Raw genomic sequence first — 18,427 nt, 5'->3', positions numbered from 1 at the left:
CGCGGCGAAACGAAAAAGCCGCCCGCGTGAGGGACGGCTGGAAGGCAACCGGAGAGCTCGCTTGTCTTCGCCGTTTCCCTACGCTGGTATCAACCAGTTCAGGTTCGAAGGGTGTGCTCTCAGGCCGGGATTTCTCCGGCCACCCCTAACGACGCGCGCCCGACCAACCTTCGGTCGGTGCCCGGGCGCGGACGGGCGCAAAGATGCGGCAATGGGAGAGGGAAAGCAAGCGCGATTCTCGCCGGGCGCCTGGCGCTCACTTCCGTCGCGCCGAAGCGAGCGCCAGCGTTCCGGCGACGCGCGGATCGAAGACGCGCACCGACTCCGGAATCGCCGCGATCATCCGTCGCGCCGCCGCCGTGTCACCCGCGGCTTGCGCGATCCACGCCTGGTGAGCGCGCGCGACGTTGGCGTCGAGCCCTGCGGCGACGCCGGCACGCAGCAGGTCGCGCGCCGCCTCGAGCTCGTTGGCCACGATGTGAGTACGCACCAGGGCGACGGTCGCGGGTTCGTTGCCGGGATCGAGCGTGATCGCGACCTCGAGGCAGTCACGAGTGGTCTTGGCATGCCCGAGCCGGTCCTGGCGCGCCGCCTCCTCGAGCAACGGATCCGCGGCGGCGCGTCCCGAAACGCCGGCGGCCCGGTATTCGTCGCGCGCGCGGTCCAGCTCGCCGCAAAGTACGAGCTGCTCGGCGTAGCGGGCGCGCAGCGGTCGGGACTCGGGCGCGAGGCGTACGGCGGTGGTCAAGGCGGCCAGCGCCTCGCGATCGTGACCCGCGCGGGACTCGGCGATCGCGAAACTCTGATAGAACGCCGCGCGCGCGAGTCGAATCGGCAGGGAAGAAGTGTCGGCGAGCGCGCCGGAGCGGTCGAGTGCGGCCGCGCGCTCGAACCACGGAATTGCCTTCTGCGCGTCGCCGGCCGTGAGCCACGCGTCACCGAGCGTGACGGAGTCGTTCCACTCGTCGATGGTCGGAGTGGAGCCGAACAGCGGCGCGAACGCCAGCGCGCCGGCAGCGACCGCGATCGCGATCATGACCAGCTGCCGCCGGCGGGGAATCGTCTTCCACCCCGCGAGCGCCGCGATCGACATCGCGCTCAGCACGGCAAGCGGAGGCACGAGATGAATCCGGTAGCGGTCCACGACGAAGAAGACCGCAATCCCCAGCACCAGCAAGGTGAGGTATCCGATGGCCGCTCGTGCTTCCGGCCCGCGCGACCACGCGAGCGGGATGGCCGCCAGCCCCAGGATCGCGATGAAGGCGAACTCGAGCGACAGCGGCCACCCCAGCGGCCCGGCGACGCGCTCGGAAACGCGGGGGTCCATGAACTGTGGGATTTCACGATGATTGAAGAGCAAGGCGATCTTGCCGAGAAGCAGGCGGGCGGCGCTGATCGGGTCCGACTTCATGTGGTCGAGCGCCAGGTCGCGCCAGTAGCGCGAGCTTGCCGCGGGCCCGAGTTCGCGCCGCGCGGAATGCGAGAGGTACGCGCGTCCGTCCCAGGCGGCGAGCGCGTCGGACTGCGTGTCGCCGCCCGACACCGTCGCCGAGGCATCGCTGAACATCTGGAACGCGCCGGTCGCCTGCGGGCCGTTGCCGATGTAGAGGTTGTAACCGCCGCTGTAGGTGAGCGGAATGAACGCGCCGATCACGCGCTGGTGGTAGAAGCCGGTGGCGAGAATCGCGATCAGCGGCGCAGCCACGAGCGCCGCGAGCGAAGGAAGCGGTTGCACCGGGCGCGTCTTCCAGATCAGCACGGCGAGCGGAATCAGAAGCAGCATGAAGGTCGGACGCCCCAACGACATCAACGCGACGAGCAGGCCCATCAACCAGGCGGGGCGCCCGTGGTCTCGAACCATCAGCCAGAGCGCCACGCTGCCGAGCAGAAAGAGCAGGCTCTCGCCGAGGATCATGTTCTCGAAGAACACCGACATCGAGTAACCGGCGAGGAAGATCCCGACGATCGCGCCGGCGATGGGTGAGGAGACGCGTCGGCCCGCGTCGGCGAGCAGGGCCACGGCGATCGCTCCCATCACGCCCTGAAACACGAACACGGGCATGGCCTGATCGCCCCCGATGGTGCGCAGGAATGCCAGGAAATACGGATAGAGAGGCCCGAAGAAGAACGGCCGGGTCGGGAGCCACTGCCCGGCACGGATCTCGGTGGCCCAGTTCCAGTAGACCCGGGAATCATCACGGATCAGCCGCAGCAGAGGGCCCTGCGACAGCCGCCAGAGCGTCACGAGCCGCCAGCCGAGCGCCGCCGCGAACAGGCCGCTCAAGTACCAGCGCCACCATCTCGGAGTGGTCATGACGGTCGGGGGCTCGCGTTCAACTCGGTGTGATCATGGCAGATCGTGGCGTTCGCATCGCGCTGTGGGAAACCTCCACGCACCACCGGCCATTGTTGCCGGTTTGATCGCGTACAACTTCGGGCGCGTTCGGCACTCCGCCGACAGTCTTGACTGGCCGCGCCACGCGCCGGGACCTAGCCTGATCAGCGGACGACCCCCACGCAAGGATCTGCCAGTCCTGCGCTGGGCGCCGGCCGCAGCATCCCTGCTACGCGCATCTCGAGTGGCACGCGCGCCCAGCGCCTCGTGATCCCTGGTACACCCCTCGTGACCGTGTTGCGCGATCAGCGCGCCGCCGTGAACCACGGTGTCGCGAGATCGGGGATCGAGCGGAGGACGAACAGCTCGAAGAAGCGCCGGAGATCGAGCGTCGCGACGAGCATCAGCGCGACAGCGCTGGCGATCAGGGCGACGCGATATCCGCCGGACGACAGCCTGACACGCGCCACGCGAAGCATCGTGGCCACGAGGATTCCCCCGAGCATCGCGGCAGGCGCGTAGATCGGGCTCAGGAAGCGGAGATTCTTGACCGGGTAGAGGGCACTCGCCAGCGCGAAGCCTCCGGTCCAGACCGCGAGCGCTCGCTCCGCGCGCCAGCAGCGCGATCAGCATCGCGATCGCGAACAGCGCCAGCACGTCGTCCTGCCAGCCGCGCCGCGCGATGGCGAGGTCGAGTGGCGAGACCGCGAGCAGCAGCGCGGCGACCACTGCCGCGCCCGCCCCGAACCATCGCCAGGTCGCGAATGCCGCCAGCGCGAGGATCAATATGCTGGCGAGCGTCGAAAGCAGCGCCAGCGTCAGCGGCGAGCTCTGCCCGGTCGCGCGCATTGCGGCGGCCGCCAGCGCGAAGTATCCGGCACGCGTCGGCGGTGGAAGCTCGCTCAATTCGGGATCGGCGCGGTAGTCGCGCATCACCTGCGGGTGGCGCGAGAATCCCGCCGAGGCGAAGCTGGCCGCCAGCGTCGCGTAGGTCTGCTCATCGGGCGTGAACATTCGCACCGGCGGCAGCGTCGAGCGGAGCACCACGCCGAGCCCGACGATCGCGGCGAGCAGCGCCGGGCGCGAACGGCGGCGGATGGGGCACCCGGCGCGGCGTTTCGTTTGCGGCGGCGAGTCTTCACGGCGCGAGCATCCGCGTCTCACTCACGAGCGTCAAGACCCCAGCCGAGCGATCGAGTGTCGAGGCGCGCGCCCGCATCTCGCCTCGACGCATCGCCTCGCTTATGCTGCGCGCCATGTCACCCGCCGAAGGCTCGATGCTCTGCCCGCAGTGCGGCCGATTGATCGGGGTGTCGGAGGAACGCTGCCCGTTCTGCGGCGCGTGGCGGCCCGGCATGTTCGGCGCGGCGCCCAAGCTGCAGCGGTTCTTCGCCGCCCATCACATCGACCTGATCTCGGTGATCGTGACGGCCTGCGTGGCGCTCTACGCGACTTCGCTGGCGCTCGACCCGCGCGCGGTGTTCGCCAACGGATTCAACCTGTTCAACCTGCTGGCGCCGAGCACCCGCGCCCTGTTCCAGCTCGGCATGACCGGGGGCGTGGCGTGGCGCGCCGGCTGGTGGTGGACGCTGCTCACCGCGATCTACCTGCACGGCTCGCTGCTCCACATCTTCTTCAACATGATGTGGGTGCGAAATCTCGGCCCGGTGGTGAGCCAGGTCTACGGGCCGGCGCGCGCGTTCGTGATCTTCAGCATCGCCGGCGCGGCCGGATTCCTGGTCTCCAACCTGGTCACCGGCAGTCCGACCATCGGCGCCTCGGGCAGCATCTTCGGCCTGCTGGCCGCGCTCATCGTCTACTCGCGCCACGCCGGCGCCTCGGTGATGAGGGCGCAACTCTGGCAGTGGGCGATCATCCTGTTCGTGTTCGGATTCCTCATGCAGGGCGTCAACAACTTCGCCCACGCCGGCGGCTTCGCGGGCGGATGGATCTGCGCGCAGATCATGAAGCCGCTCGGCGAAAAGCGCGAAACGCCTGCGGTGCAGGTGCTGGCGCTCGCCCTGCTCGCGCTCACTGCCATCGGTGTCGCGCTCTCGTTCGTCAAAGTGACCACGCTGCTGCTGAGCCAGTAAAGGCCTCTCTCGCGGTCCGGCGGCGCCGGACCGGCCAGCGGCAGGTACCCCCGCGGCAAAGGCCTCTGCTATAGTCGCGTGGTTCGCGGGCGCCAAGCGCCGGTGAAATCCGCACGGGATCGTCCCCGAGAGGCGGTCCGGCGGTTCGCGCCGTCCCCAACCTCCCGGGATGACCGACTCCATACTCCAGAGCCGAATCAAGCAGCCGCTCGAATCCTTCGTTCGGCTGAGCCCCGACCAGCGCAGCGGCATCATCCGGGCAGCGGTCTCCGACCTCAACGCGTTCCTGGATGACGGGCGCGCGCTCGATCAGCGCGAGGCTCCCGCGCGTACCCGCGAGCTGGCGCAGTCGTTGTTCGCGGCGCTCGAGAACATCGCCGACGACAGCCCGGCCGCGCGGAGCGGCGCGCGCGCCGCCACGCTGGCCGAGCGCCTGGTCACCGAGGCATTCGTTCGCGAGGAAGCGGACCGCGACCAGAACGTCTACCTGGGCAAACTGTTCACGCGCACGCTCACCCGGGCAATTCCGGATCTGATCTTCCAGCCGGTCTCGGTCGCCGAGGCCGCGGCCTCGCTGCGCTGGGCGCGGCTGAACCAGGTGCCGGTGACGCTCCGCGGCGCGGCCTCCACGGCAATGGGCGGCGCGGTGCCGAACGATGGCGGACTGACGCTCGATCTTTCGCGTCTCGACTCGATCGACATCGAGGCCGGCAACGGCGTGGCGGTGGTGGGCGCGGGAACGCGGCTCCGCACGCTGCACCAGAAGCTGGGCGAGCGCGGGCTCGCGCTGCGCGCCTATCCGTCGAATCTCGGCGGCACGCTGGCCGGCTGGTTCGTGACCGGCGGCATCGGCATGAACGCGTTCGGCCGCGGGCGCGCGCTCGATTCGGTCCGCTCCGCCGACCTGGTGCTGCCGGGCGGCGAGCACCTTCGCTTCCACGACGACGGCCGGCTCGACGTGCCCGGCGAAGGCCACCACCGGCACACGCTCTCGAAGGAGGAGAGCGCCGGCTGGTTCTCCGCGCACGGGCTCGAGCCGATCACGCTGGCGGATCTCGCCGGCAGCGAAGGCGTGTTCGGGATGCTCACGCACCTGACGGTGTCGGTGGAGCCGCGACCCGAGATCGGCGCGTTTCTCATCGCATTTCCGCTGCCGATGGGCGCGTTCGAGGCCGCACGCTGGGTGGCGGGCGTGTCGGGGACGCGGTTTGGCGCCCCGGCCAACGTGAAGGCGATGTCGGCTTCGCACCTCCATCACCTGCGCGAGGTGTGGAAGGACGAGGACAGCCGCGACTGGCGCCAGCGCGGCTCCAGGCTGAGCGACGGTGCCACGCTGCCCTGGAGGCGCATCGCCAGTCCGAACGAGCTGGGCGCCGCGACCGGCGCCGACAGCGCTCAGGCCGGAAGCTATCTCTTCGTGGACTTCTTCGATCTCGACGCGGCGCGCGTGTTTGCCACGGCGATCGGCGAGATGCCGGGATCGCCGCGCGCGCTCGAGAAGGAGAGCGTGCGCTTCGCCGCCGAACGCTTCCGACCGCAGCAGATCAAGCGTCTGGGACCCGGCATGCTCGCGGCCGAGATCGTGCTGCCGCTCGATCAGGTGGTGCGTTTCATTCCAAAGGCGGCGCGACTGGCGAGCAACGCCGGTAACGATCTCGACGCCGAGGTCTACGTGCTCGCCGACGGCACCGCGCTGGTGATCGCCGGCTACCTCACCGACCACCGGCGCGGATCCTTCGCGGTCGACCTCATGATCGCGCCGGCGCTGGTGGACCTGGCGATGCGTTCGCATCGCGGGCGGCCGTACGTGCTCGGGCGGTGGCAGTCGGCGTGGGCACGGAAGCGGTTCGGCGGCAAAGAGGTGTCGCGCCTCGCGCGCGTCAAGCGCGGCGTGGATTCGGCCGATCTGGTCAACCGCGGCGTGCTGCTGCGATTCCGGCTGCACGGCCCGCTCGGAGGCCTGGTGCAGGCGACGTTCGCGCCCGGGGTGGGGTTGCTGAGCCGTGTCTATGGCTCGACCATTCTTTCGCCGTTGGTGCGGATCGCGCGCGCGATCTTGAGCGGATTCCCGGGTCCGGCGCGTGGTCGCGGGGAGCCGGCGAAGGTCGGAGCGAAATTCGCCGCCAGCTCGGCCACTGGCGGGCTGATGGAAGCCGACGGCCACGTCATGGCGGTGACTCAGGTGGCCGCGGCGCGCGCACTCAACTGCGTGAATTGCGGTGAGTGCAACAGCGTCTGCCCGATCTTCAACGAATCGAAGATCCGCCTGCCGCAGATGCTCACGCACGTCGGCGAGGGGGCGTACGCCGGCAAGGGCGTGTCACCGATCGGCAGCGTCCTGCTCGATCTCTGCATGCGCTGTGGCAACTGCGAGGAAGTCTGCCAGGCCGGCATCCCGCATCTGCCGCTCTACGAGCAGCTGCAGACGCTCTCGGACGACCGGCGCCCGCCCGACAAGGAGCGCCACACCGCGATCGTCGCCGCGGTGCGCAGTTCGTCGCACTATCTCCGCGACTTCCTCGACGTTCGTCCGGGAGGCTACGTGAAGCGCGCGCCCGCCTCGCTGCCGGGGGTGGCGCGCTACATGTTGATGCGCGCCGAGAACGACGCCGGCCCGGCCGCCACCTGCATTCATTGCGGCGCGTGCGTGGCGGTCTGCCCGACCCAGGCCAATCGCGAGTACGAGGGCGCCGACCCGCGCTGGATCACCACCGCGCAGGAACGCTGCGTGGGCTGCGGCACGTGCGTCGAGGTGTGCCCGGCCAATCAGGCGAACGGCGGCCAGACGCTGCGCGTGATGGAGGCGCCGACCCGCGACTGGTTCATCGCGCTCGAGGAGTTCGAAAGGGGAGCGGCAAAGTGAGCATCGGCATCGAACGGTTGCGTGACGAGCTGACCAGCACCGGTGGCGCCGACACCAACGGCGATGGCGCGTTCAAGTCGACGCCCGATTTCGAGCGGCAACGTCGGGACGCGGCCGCCGAAGCGCACGCGTTCCGGGATCAGCTCGGGCTGTGGGAGGACCTGCTGTCGCTGGTGGTGGATCCCGACCATCCGCGCGTCGCGGACCGCGAGCGCAAGCGCCGGCTGCTGTCGTTCCTGCTCGAGCGCGCGGGAATCGACGAGGCACGATTCTGGATGACCGGCCGCGGGAAGCGGGGCCGGCTGTTCCTCAGCCGCTATTCACGGGTATCGCGCGAGATCCCGCAGCTCGAGATCAGCTCGTTCGACCTCGACAAGCTGCTGAAGGAGCGTTACCGGCACGAGCCGCTGACCCTCGGTGCGGCCTGGCACTACGGCTTCTGGCGCTCGTACTTCTCGCACGCCGCGATCACGCATCCGGCGAATGACGGCCTGCGGGAGGAGTTCTCGACCGCGTGGGACATCGTGCGCAAACACCCGGCGGTGCTGTTCCGCACCGCCGGCGGTGTCGAGCAGAGCACTCTGACCTCGATCCATCTCGACATGCCGATGCTGGTGGGGCCGCTGCCGTGGAGCGACGGCGAGACCATGGAGCGCGCCTACCTTCAGGCGATCGAGGCCGCCGATCCCGGCGAGGACCTTCATACCCGGACGCTCCTGATCGTCGAGGCCGAGCGCTATCTCGATCACATCGCTGCGCTCTCCGAATTCGGCGAACACCTGATGTTGCGCATTCCGGCCGACATGGTGCAGTGGCTGGACGGCGAAGGCGAGCGCTTCGACACGCTGCGCGAGGCGCTGCGCCGGTCGCGCATCGTCGAGCTGGAGTGGAGCGGCGATCTGGCGGGCGACGTCGAGCGCGTGCTCGGCATCAATCCCAGGCTGCTGATCTCGGTCTATCTGCCGATCGGCGGCGACCCGGCGGCCTTCTGGCACGCGATCGAGACCGCGGCGCGCCAGGACGGCGTCGCGGCCATTCACTATCACTCGGGCCCCGAGAAGTCCTACCGGCTCACGCCCCGCGTGGACGCCTTCCTCAAGGCGCGCTTCCTGCGCGCGCGTGTGCAGTTGATCAGCGCCGGCGGCAACACCGACACGCAGTCCTCGGCGGCGACCGTCTACGAATCCGTCTTGCTCGGCGCCAACGGCGGCTCGATGACGCACCTCGCCGGTCTCGCGCTCTGCCCCGAGCTGATCGACGCCTATCACGGCGCGGACCCGAAGGCGGCGCTCCGTACTCTGGCCACGCGCCCGCCCGACGAGCTGCGCGATCAGGCGGTCAATACCCTGACCTGCTGGCAGCACTCGATCCTCGACTTTCTGTCGTGCATGGGCATCGACGACATCCAGAAGACCTCGGGCAACACCATGGCCATCACCATGACCGAGGAATGGGTGCGCGAGGTGGACCGCCTCGCGACGCGCGAGTTCGGGGCGCTGAACGCGGACCTGAACGCGAAGCGCATCGCCGCGGAGCCGGTGCCGGCCGGCGTCCGCGAGCGCTTCAAGGTGACGTCGTTGCTCCGCGAGCTGACGCCCGAGCTGCCACTGGTGCATGCGGCGCGCATCCTGGCGCACCGGAACGCGAACTACCATCTCGAGAATTCCAATCGCAATCTGGGCGCCGATCATCTCGAGGTGATCTACAAGATGGCGGCGGGGCAGCTCCCGCGAACCGATGATTTCTTCATCGAGAGTGACATGGGTCCGCTGTCGCTGGACGGAATCGGGCTCAAGCTGTCGCGCCGCTCGCTCGAACGCTCGCTGGCGCGACTGCGCCGCGACCCGTCGTCGCTCGACTACATCTCGCTGGCGGTCCCGCGCGGTTTCCTTCGGCCGGGCGCGGTGCCGGCGGGCTCCGAGGTCACGCTGCAGATCGAGGGTGAGCCTGGCTCGTCGATCGCGTTCGTCACCTTTGCGAGCTTCACCGCCGATGGCGAGGGCGGATTCGATCAGTCGCTCGATTCCACGCCCGAGCTCGAATCGACCCTGGCGAGCGGGGCCTCGCTGTGGATCTCGGCGCTGGATGCCGAGGGTGACGAAACCCGCGTCGAGCTTCTGGCGCGGGGTCATGGCGGCCACGGGCTGTCGCTGGTGCGCGCCTCGCGGGACGGCACCGTCACCCTGCGCCGTTCGCTGCGGGCCGGTGCTCCGGCCGGCTACCAGCTGAGCGGCTTCGGATTCCGAGAGCCGGTGTGGCACGGGCCGGTCAATCACTCGAGCATCTCGCTGGGTGCGGCGTCGGAGGATTTCCTGACCGCGCGCGTCGAGGGCAACAGCGGGCTGTCGATGACCTCGTCGGGCGAAGGCGGGCCGATTCGACTGAGCGCGGACCAGGACTGGAAGTGGGAGAGCATGCAGGCGGCGAGCGGCCATTTCGGCATCCAGGCTGTCGACCTGCGGCGCGTGCGCGACGTCGAGATCAAGATCAATCAGGGCGCGAAGCCCGGCAAGGGCGGGCGGCTCTCGGGCGCCAAGGTCACGCCCACCGTGAGCCGCGCGCGCAACATTCCAGTTGGCACGGACGCGCTGTCACCCGATCCCAAGCACGACATCTACTCGATCGAGGACATGCCGGCCGAGGTGTGGTTGTGGCTCCTCTACCACAACTACTGCGGCATCAAGATCACCGGCTCGAATTACACGCGCTACGTGGCGGCCGGCATGTGGTCGAACTTCGTGGTCGACTACCTGCTGGTGGATTCGGGTCTCGGCGGCTCGGGCAACTACCACGCCGACTCCTCGCACGTCGGCTGGCCCGACATCTTCCGCACCATCCTGCACACCCACCATGCGCTGGTTGGCGAAAAGGTGGACCTCGAGAAGACCGGCACGCTCCAGAGCATCCGCGATCTGAATGGCGCGCCCTTCGGGGCCAAGGGCGGCACGCGGCTGTTCGCCTCGGGCGGGCTGCGCGGCGAAGTCGACATGCTCAAGGTGCTGATCGCCGGCGCCGACGCCTTGATGGAAGCGAGCATCGGCAAGGCGGTGGCGTTCGGTTGCAACCAGTGCGGCAACTGTCATCTGGATTGTCCGCGCGGTGGCATCACCACCAAGGCCGAACTCACCATGCAGAACGACCGCGGACTGATGCGCCAGCGCTTCCGCAACTGGACCGTGCTGAACATGGTGAAGCTCGCGGTGCTGATCGACGCCTTGAATCTCGAGCGCGGCGCGATCGACGACGACGGGGAAGTTTCGGACGCCGAGGCACTCTTCAGCGACATCCGGCAGTTGCGCGGCCGCACCGACCTGCTCGAGATGCCGGAGCACGGCGAGGCGACCAGGCGGCCGGCGCAGGCCGACGAACACGACTCCTGCCGTGTCGGCTCGCTGGCGGTGACCGAGCCGGTCAACGTGCACGCGATCTGGGAATCGGCGCGCCTGTCCTTCAACGGCGGCAACAATCGTGGCGGCGGCATCGATTTCGCGGGCTTCGCGCCCGCGCCGCTGCGCGAGAAGACCTGCGTCATCATCAACACCATCGGGCCCGATCGCGTCGACACCATGCGCGAGATGCTCGGCCACTTCGAGGGCTGCCGATTTTTCGACGTTCGCGGCCGCGAGGTGAAGCGCGCCGAGGTGATCGAGAAGCTCGACGCGTTTCGCGTGCCGGTGCGGGCCAAGTACGCACACGAAGGCGGCTGGCGCGACGCCGATCTGCGCGAGAACCCCGGCGACTTCTACCTGTTCTTCGTCGAGCTGGAGCGCGAGGTGCTGCATCGCTACGGAGCCACGCTGCTCGCGAGCGAGCACTGGCTGCAGCGCCGCACCAAGTACGGCGATCTGAGCGCCGAGGCGCTGAGCGCGGCGCTGGCGTCGGCCGGCGAGGCGGGCGGCGCGCGCGGCGCGCCCCAGGCGCGCGGAGGATGGGAGGCGCGCGACCGGCTCGATGCCTTCGTCGCCGACGTACGCGAGGAATATTTCTCGGCGCTCGCGCATCTGCTGGATTCGCGTTACTACCGCACGCACCGGCCCGACGACGCACCGGCGGGGAAGTTCGCCGCCAAGCGGCGCGGCTTCGTCGTGTCGATCGGTGAGGATCTTGGCGCCATCAAGATGTCGGGCTGGACGCACACCATTCCCGAGTACTTCGATTTCGACCAGTTCTGGTCGAGCTACCCGGGCGTGCGCGACGCGGGCGGCGTGGAATACACGTTCAAGGGGCGTCCGCTCAAGACCCTCGAGCTGCGCGCCTGTGCCTGGGGCATGCATCATCGCTATCCGACCAACTCGCCCGCGATCGACGCCGAGGGCCGCGGCAATCCGGCCGGCGCGCATCCGTTCAAGGCCTACAACGTTCTGCTCATGCACAACGGCGAGCAGGTGGGCGTGGACTCGACCTCGCCGTTCCTCAACGAGTTCGGCTACGTGCATGCCGATCCTTCGATGGGCGAGAGCCACGCGCTCTATGCGGGCGACTCGATCTACGAGCGCAAGGCGCTCACCGACACCGAGTACGCCGCCTACCTGGTGGACTTCACCCGGCGCGTGCTGGGTCTCACCACCGAAGAAGCCTCGCAGATCATCTCGCCGATCACCGGGCTCGACCTGAAGGCGATGGACGAGGCGCGCCGCAGGAAGCTCGAGCTGCTGATGACCAACTACGTGCAGCTCACGCCGACCGGCCCCTACAAGTTCACGATCGTGGAGTCGCGGCGCGTGTCAGGCGGCCCGGCGGGCGGCGCCGACGGCGCGTCGCGCACCCGACGCGTGGTGGGCTTCCGCGAGAACATGGACATCAAGTTCCTTCGCCCGCACGAGATCATCGTGAGCCGCGACACCGGCCGGCGCGCCGCGGGTGGGGCGAGCGGCACGGCAGGCGTCACCGCGGTGGCCAATGGCAGCGAAGCCAAGATCGCCGACTCGATGCTGCGCGTGCTGCACCAGCAGGGCGTGCTCGGCGACGCCGCGGCCGACCTCCGATTCAGCATGCGCCCGGGCGGCAATCCGGCGCGGCGGGACTTCGGCGGCGTGTTCGAGGCGTTCACGGCGCCGGGCAGCGGGGCGATGGACCTGCGCAACCGGTTCGGTGAGGAAGTGCCGGTGGATCGGGCCGGCGGAAAGCTCGACCTGAGCGAATACCTGGCGGAAGCCGTGAAACGGGCGAATCCCGACTGGGTGAGCGTGGTGAACGAGCACCTCCAGCAGCTCGGCCGGCTGCTCGAGGGCGCCGGTGGCATGAGCGCGGGACGGCTGTTCGGCCCCGAGGACCTGTTGCCCGCGCCGGGAGCGGCGCTGGTGGAGCGCACGCTGGAGCGCGCGGCCACGCTCGAGTTCGCCGATCTGCGGATGCTGGCCGAGCAGGCGCTGCCCGAGTTCGCGAAGCGGGGGGACGCGGCGCGCGCCGCCGCGATCCGCATTCTCACCGAGCTGAGAAAGCGCGTCGCGTTTGCGAGTCTCGGGGCCAAGGCGCTCTCCAGCGTCGAGTATCTGCTCGACGGCGGCCGAGACGCGGGCGGGCAACCGGAGGGCGCGCTCTATCGGCTGTTCGATCAGATCCCGGCGCTCTTCGAAGTGCTGCAACAACCGGTGCGCGGCACGCGCTACATGCGTGTCACTCTGCGCACGCGCGACGACCTGGCGCCGCCGGCCGATCCCGCCCGCGACGTCCTGGTGATCGACTTCGCGGGCTTCAAGGGCGAGTCGTTCCGGCTCGATTCGGCTTCGCGTTTCGTGTCGCGCGCCGTCGAGCTCGGCTGGCGCAACCTGATCGGTTACGGGTTCATCGGCGGCCCGCGCTACGTGGGCACCAATCTCGGCGACGCGCGTGGCGTCGCGGCCCGCGGAGTGACGATCGAGCTGTACGGGCGTGAGTTCGGCGACTTCATCGGGGCGCTGCTCGAGGGGGCGAGCATCTGGGTCTATGGACAAGGTCAGAGCCATCTTGGAATGAAGGCCGATTCGGGCGAACTGTTCGTGCTGCAGGACATCCTCAACACCGGCGCCTACGCCGCGCACGGCGCGAGTTTCAGCGTGTGGGACTCGGGCTCTCGCTTCGCCGCCGCCGGCCAGAACAAGGTGTTCCTCGCCGACGGCCGGACGCCGGCCCAGGGCTTCAAGTCCATTCACTGGGGCTCACCCAACGAATACGCGTTCGAGTACCTGATGTCGGGCGGCGACAACTCGCTGCACGTGGTGATGGGGCTGAGGAAGCCGGACGCGCGCGGGGAGCTCGCGCTGCGCGCCAAGCCCTACGGTGGAAAGTTCTTCATGTCGGGCGCCGCCGCCGGTCGCGTGTTCGTGTTCGATCCGCTGGTGAAGCTCGATCCCGCGCAGTACTCGGGCAACGTCGTGTCGCAGATCACGCTCGACGAATGGTCACGCGAGCTGACACCCCTGCTCTCGCGTGAGGCGCGCCGCCGCGGACTGCCGATTCGCCTCGAGGGCGAGCATTTCACCCTGCGTCTCGAAGGCGAGTGGAAGCGGTGGCGCTACGACGAAGCGTTCGTGAAGCTGATCCCGCTCAAGGTGGCGAAAGCGGCGCAGCAGCAGGGCGTGGTGGCGCCACAGCTGGCGCAGATCGTCGCGGAGTGAAGCAGGATCGCGCCAGCCTCACCGCCGCACGCGTCGCGCTGCGCCGCGCCTCGCATCAATTGCTCGATCGGCCGCTGGTGTTCGAGGATCCGCTGGCGCTGCGCGTCATCGGTGCCGAACGCCGGGGGCAGCTCGAGGCCAATCCCCGGAGCTTCGATCGCGGCTGGCTCTCCCGCTACCTGCGCGCGTTCCTCGTCGCCCGCAGCCGCTTTTCCGAGGAACATCTCGCCGCGGCGATCGCTCGCGGCGTGCGGCAGTACGTGCTGCTCGGCGCGGGCCTCGACACCTCGGCTCACCGTCTCGGCGCAGCGCATCGCGACCTGCGAGCGTTCGAGGTGGATCATCCAGCCACCCAGCGTATGAAGCGCGGGCGGCTGAGGGAGGGCGGCATCGCGACTCCGCCCAACGTCCGCTTCGTGCCCGTGGACTTCGAGCGCCAGAAGCTGCCGGCGGAATTGAGCGCGGCCGGCTTCGACGCGGACGCACCCGCGTTCTTCGCCTGGCTCGGCGTCACCATGTACCTCACGCGCGCGGCGTTCGACGAGACCCTTTCGTTCATCGCCGCGCGTCCGGGCGGAAGCGCGGTCACGTTCGACTACTCGGTCGCGCCGCGCCTCTTGAGCCCGATCCGCCGCTTGTTCTACGAGCTGATGGCGGCGCGCGTGCGCGCGGCCGGCGAGCCGTGGATCCTGTCGTTCGTTCCCGGCGAGCTGGAAGGCACTCTGCGGAGCAGAGGCTTTGGCCGGGTCGAGGACTGCGACGAGCGGTGCGTCAACCAGCGCTATTTCCGCGGCCGCTCCGACGGCTTGCGCGTGAGCGGCACGGCCCGCATTGTCTATGCGGAGGTGGGCGCGGCGGTCGCGCCCCCGAACTCGAACTCATGACTTCGACCAGCCCGGCTCGCGGCTCCAGCGGCGTCAGCGATCGCTCCCTGTCGCGCCTCGCGCAGGGCATGATCGGCTCCGAAGTGCTGCGCATCGCCGCCGAGGTGCGCGCAGCTCAGGCAGCAGGGAAGGAGATCCTGAATCTCACCGTCGGCGATTTCGACCCGCGCGAGTTCCCGCTGCCCGCGCCGCTGGTCGAGGGCATCAAGCGCGCGCTGGATGGCGGCAATTCCAACTACCCGCCCTCGAACGGCATTCTCGAGCTGCGCAAAGCGATCGTCGAATTCTACGCGCGCGAGCTGAAGCTCGACGTTCCGCTCGACTCGGTGGTGGTGGCGGGAGGCGCGCGGCCGCTGATCTACGCGACCTATCGCACGCTGGTGGATCCGGGCGAGACCGCGGTGTTCCCGGTGCCGTCGTGGAACAACAACCACTACGCCTACCTGACCGGCGCGCGAGCCCTGCCGCTCGAGGTCCGGCGCGAAAACGGTTTCCATCCGACGCCCGAGCAGATCGCGGGGGTGCTCCCGGGCGCGCGTCTGATCGCGCTGTGCTCGCCGAGCAATCCCACGGGCACCGGCATGAGGCGAGAGACCCTGGCCTCGATCTGCCGGCTGATCGTGGCCGAGAACGAACGGCGCGAACCGGCCGGGCAACGCCCGGTGTTCCTGATGTACGACCAGGTCTACTGGTCGACCGCCTTCGACTCTTCCGACCCGGCGACGCCGAACGCACTGGTGCCCGAGGTGGCGCCGTACACCGTGCTGATCGACGCGATCTCCAAGTCGCTCGCCGCCACCGGGCTCAGGGTTGGCTGGGCGGTGGCGCATCCGGCGGTGACCGCGCGGCTCTCGGATCTGCTCGGCCACGTCGGCGCCTGGGCGCCCAAGCCCGAGCAGGTGGCGACCGCCGAGTTCCTCCGGGACGCGCAGGCGTTTCGCGACTACCGCGCGGCGATGGAGCGCCGACTGCGCGAGCGGCTCGAACTGCTCTATCGCGGCTTCGTGCACCTCAAGGAGCGCGGCGTGCCGGTGGATGCGGTGGCGCCCGAGGGGACGCTCTATCTCTCGGCGCGTTTTCCTCTTGGCGTCACGATTCGAGGCCGCTCGATCGCGACCAACGAGGACATCCGCCGGCTGCTGCTCGAAGAGGCCGGCATCGCGGTGGTGCCGTTCCAGGCGTTCGCCCTTCCCAACGAAGACGGCTGGGTGCGGCTGTCGGTGGGGGCCACCTCGCCGCGCACGATCGCTCAGGGCATGGAGCGGCTCGAGGAGCTGTTCAGCGGCTAGAAACTCTGGACGCGTTTGTAAATCCACAGCGCAACTGCCATACAGATGTAACATTGCTGCGACGCGGTCCGGTGGTAGCCTTCACGACATCCTTCCTCAAGAGGGCTCGAAATCGACTGAGGGCGTTCTTGGGCGCGTGGCCCTTTCGATCGGGAATGGAGGTCCGCATGTTTCGCCCACGGCTCGTGGTTCCTCGGCTCGCCACGAAGGCGACCCTGCTGTTCATCGGGTTCACGGCGGTTTTCACTGCGCTTGGCCCCGCGATGGCCGGCGCGGGATCGCAGCTCTTCAATTCAGACGGCACCTGGAACTCCCTGACCGGCGGGTTTCCCTCCGGGCGTCGAGCGGCGGGCTATTGCTACGACAGCCTGCGCCGGCGGCTGATCGTGTTCGGCGGATTCCCGACCTATCTCAATGACGTCTGGGCACTCGATCTCGCGACCAGCCAGTGGACGCAGTTGACTCCGACCGGCTACCCGCCGAATCCATGCTACGGCCCGACCGCCATCTACGACTCGGCGCGTGACCGAGTGGTTGTATTCGGCGGGTTCGACGGCACCAACCAGCTCCAGAGCGTGTTCGCGCTCTCGCTCTCGGGCACGCCGGGCTGGAGTCAACTGACGCCTTCGGGTACGCCGCCTCCTGGCCGCAGCTTTCACGTGGCCGGCTACGACGCCAGCAACGATCGCATGATCGTATTCGGTGGGTGGGATGGGACCGATTTTCTGTCGGACACCTGGGCGCTGTCGTTTTCGGGCTCTCCGGCGTGGAGTCAGATCTTCCCGCAGAGCAATGTCCCGCCCGCCCGCAGCCTCGCGGCATCGGCCGTGGATCCCGTTTCTGGAACGTTCTATTTGTTCGGCGGCTGGAACAACAATTACCGCAACGACACCTGGGCCTTCACCCTGAACGGCACGCCGGTTTGGACGCATCTCGCTCCCGCGTCCCTGCCTCCTCCTCGGCGCGAGATTTCCATGATCTGGGACCCGATGAACGGCCGCCTCGTGCTGTTCGCCGGCAACGACGGCACGCTCCGCTCGGACGTGTGGGCGCTGCAGCCGGCGGGTGCCCCGACCTGGACACCCCTGTCGCCCGCGCCCGGGCCGGCGCCACGATATGGGCACTCCTCCATCTACGACGCGGTTGGCCAGCAGATGGTGATCTTCGGCGGACTCGAAGATCCTGGTCAGGGAAGCGATAGCTGGGCGCTGTCGTTGAGCGGACCTCCGGCCTGGCATCTGATCACGATGCCATTCGAGGTTCGGAACTACTCCGCCGAGTACGATCCCATCGCGCACGCGATGCTCAGCTTTGGCGGCGAAGAGGTCATCGGTGCTTCGGTGCAACTCGGTAACGACTTGCGAATGCTCCCGCTGATTGGCGGCCCGGCCAACTGGCAGACCGTAATCCCCAGCGGCGCGCCGCCGACGCCACGGTACGCCGCGCGAACCATCTGGGATCCCGTCCGCGACCGCATGCTGCTATTCAGTGGGTACGATTTCGACTTCCTCAATGACCTCTGGGAATACCACCCGCGACCCGTGCCGAGTTGGAACCATCTCATCACGACCGGAACGCCACCGGTCAAGCGGTTCGCCGGTGGAGCGGTGTATGACGCGCCGCGCGATCGAATGCTGATCTTCGGCGGGTACAACCCTGATTCCATGGGACAGAGCCTCGGCGATCTTTGGGAAATTCCGCTTTCCGGACCCAATGCCTTGAAGTGGAACCAGCTCTTTCCAACCGGATCGGGACCCTCGCGGCGCTGGGGGTTCGTCATGCTTTCGGATCCCACTCGACAGCGTGCGCTGGTGATGGGTGGGAGCGATAATTCGAATGTGCCCGGTAGCGATGTGTACGCGCTGGACCTTGCCGCGAGCCCGCCGGCATGGTCGACCCTGGCTCCGGCCGGCACTCCGCCTCCCGGAAGGATCATCCACGCCGCCGTTCTCGATCCGGTCGGGGATCGGCTGGTCGTGTTCGGGGGCTGGAGCGGAACGGATGCTCTGAACGACGTCTATTCGCTCTCGTTGTCGGGTACCCCAACTTGGACGCTGCTCTCGCCAACCGGCGGCCCGCCGCTCCCCCGCGACGCGATCGTGGCGGTTTACGATCCGATCCATTTCGGGCTCGTGGTCGGGGGCGGGGCGCGCGACGGCCTCGTCTTCTACTCAGACACCTGGTCGCTCAACTGGGATCAGCCGGTGGCCGCGAAGGCTTCGCTGGTGGACGCGCACGCTGAGGCCGGCCTGGTACGCATCCAATGGTCGCTCTCCGACGCCGGCGCGGCGGACCTGACCGTGGAGCGCCAGCGGGATCACTCGGGCTGGCTCGCGGTGGCGGCGCCCACGCGCGAGGGCGCCGACC

The 18,427-nt window shown here is 68.7% G+C and carries 9 protein-coding genes and 1 riboswitch; of the genes, 7 read left to right on the top strand and 2 right to left on the bottom strand.

Features of this window, described 5'->3' with window-relative positions; translation table 11 throughout:
* Positions 1–58: 58 nt before the first annotated feature.
* A riboswitch (TPP riboswitch) is annotated at positions 59–157 on the bottom strand.
* Between the two features lie 99 nt (positions 158–256).
* Both VMJ70_01585 and VMJ70_01580 read right to left on the bottom strand, forming a co-directional pair.
* Complete coding sequence (locus tag VMJ70_01585; protein ID HTO89798.1) at positions 257–2,314, bottom strand: glycosyltransferase family 39 protein; 2,058 nt, start codon at positions 2,312–2,314, stop codon at positions 257–259.
* Between the two features lie 326 nt (positions 2,315–2,640).
* A complete protein-coding gene (locus VMJ70_01580; GenBank protein ID HTO89797.1) occupies positions 2,641–2,823 on the bottom strand; it encodes a hypothetical protein in 183 nt (60 codons plus the stop codon).
* Between the two features lie 194 nt (positions 2,824–3,017).
* Here VMJ70_01580 and VMJ70_01575 point away from each other — a divergent pair, with 194 nt between their 5' ends.
* The 7 genes from VMJ70_01575 to VMJ70_01545 form a co-directional block, all read left to right on the top strand.
* A complete protein-coding gene (locus tag VMJ70_01575; protein ID HTO89796.1) occupies positions 3,018–3,260 on the top strand; it encodes a hypothetical protein in 243 nt (80 codons plus the stop codon).
* Between the two features lie 331 nt (positions 3,261–3,591).
* Entirely contained in the window at positions 3,592–4,428 is an 837-nt protein-coding gene (locus tag VMJ70_01570; GenBank protein ID HTO89795.1) for a rhomboid family intramembrane serine protease, read from the top strand.
* 169 nt (positions 4,429–4,597) lie between these two features.
* Positions 4,598–7,291: an FAD-binding protein gene (locus VMJ70_01565; protein ID HTO89794.1), complete on the top strand. Its 2,694-nt coding sequence runs from the start codon at positions 4,598–4,600 to the stop codon at positions 7,289–7,291.
* Entirely contained in the window at positions 7,288–13,887 is a 6,600-nt protein-coding gene (locus VMJ70_01560) for a glutamate synthase-related protein (GenBank protein HTO89793.1), read from the top strand. Before VMJ70_01565 ends, VMJ70_01560 begins: the two co-directional genes overlap by 4 nt.
* Positions 13,884–14,771: a class I SAM-dependent methyltransferase gene (locus VMJ70_01555; protein ID HTO89792.1), complete on the top strand. Its 888-nt coding sequence runs from the start codon at positions 13,884–13,886 to the stop codon at positions 14,769–14,771. Before VMJ70_01560 ends, VMJ70_01555 begins: the two co-directional genes overlap by 4 nt.
* Positions 14,768–16,060, top strand: a complete 1,293-nt coding sequence (locus VMJ70_01550; protein HTO89791.1) for a pyridoxal phosphate-dependent aminotransferase — start codon at positions 14,768–14,770, stop codon at positions 16,058–16,060. The genes VMJ70_01555 and VMJ70_01550 overlap by 4 nt, the downstream gene beginning before the upstream one ends.
* Positions 16,061–16,227: 167 nt before the next feature.
* On the top strand, positions 16,228–18,427 hold a 2,200-nt coding region (locus tag VMJ70_01545), incomplete at its 3' end, for a kelch repeat-containing protein (protein HTO89790.1).

It is taken from the genome of Candidatus Sulfotelmatobacter sp., from assembly GCA_035498555.1.
Taxonomy (GTDB): Bacteria; Eisenbacteria; RBG-16-71-46; order RBG-16-71-46; family RBG-16-71-46; genus DATKAB01.
Note: the sequence above shows the minus strand (reverse complement) of the source record. Positions and strands in the feature narration are given on the sequence as shown.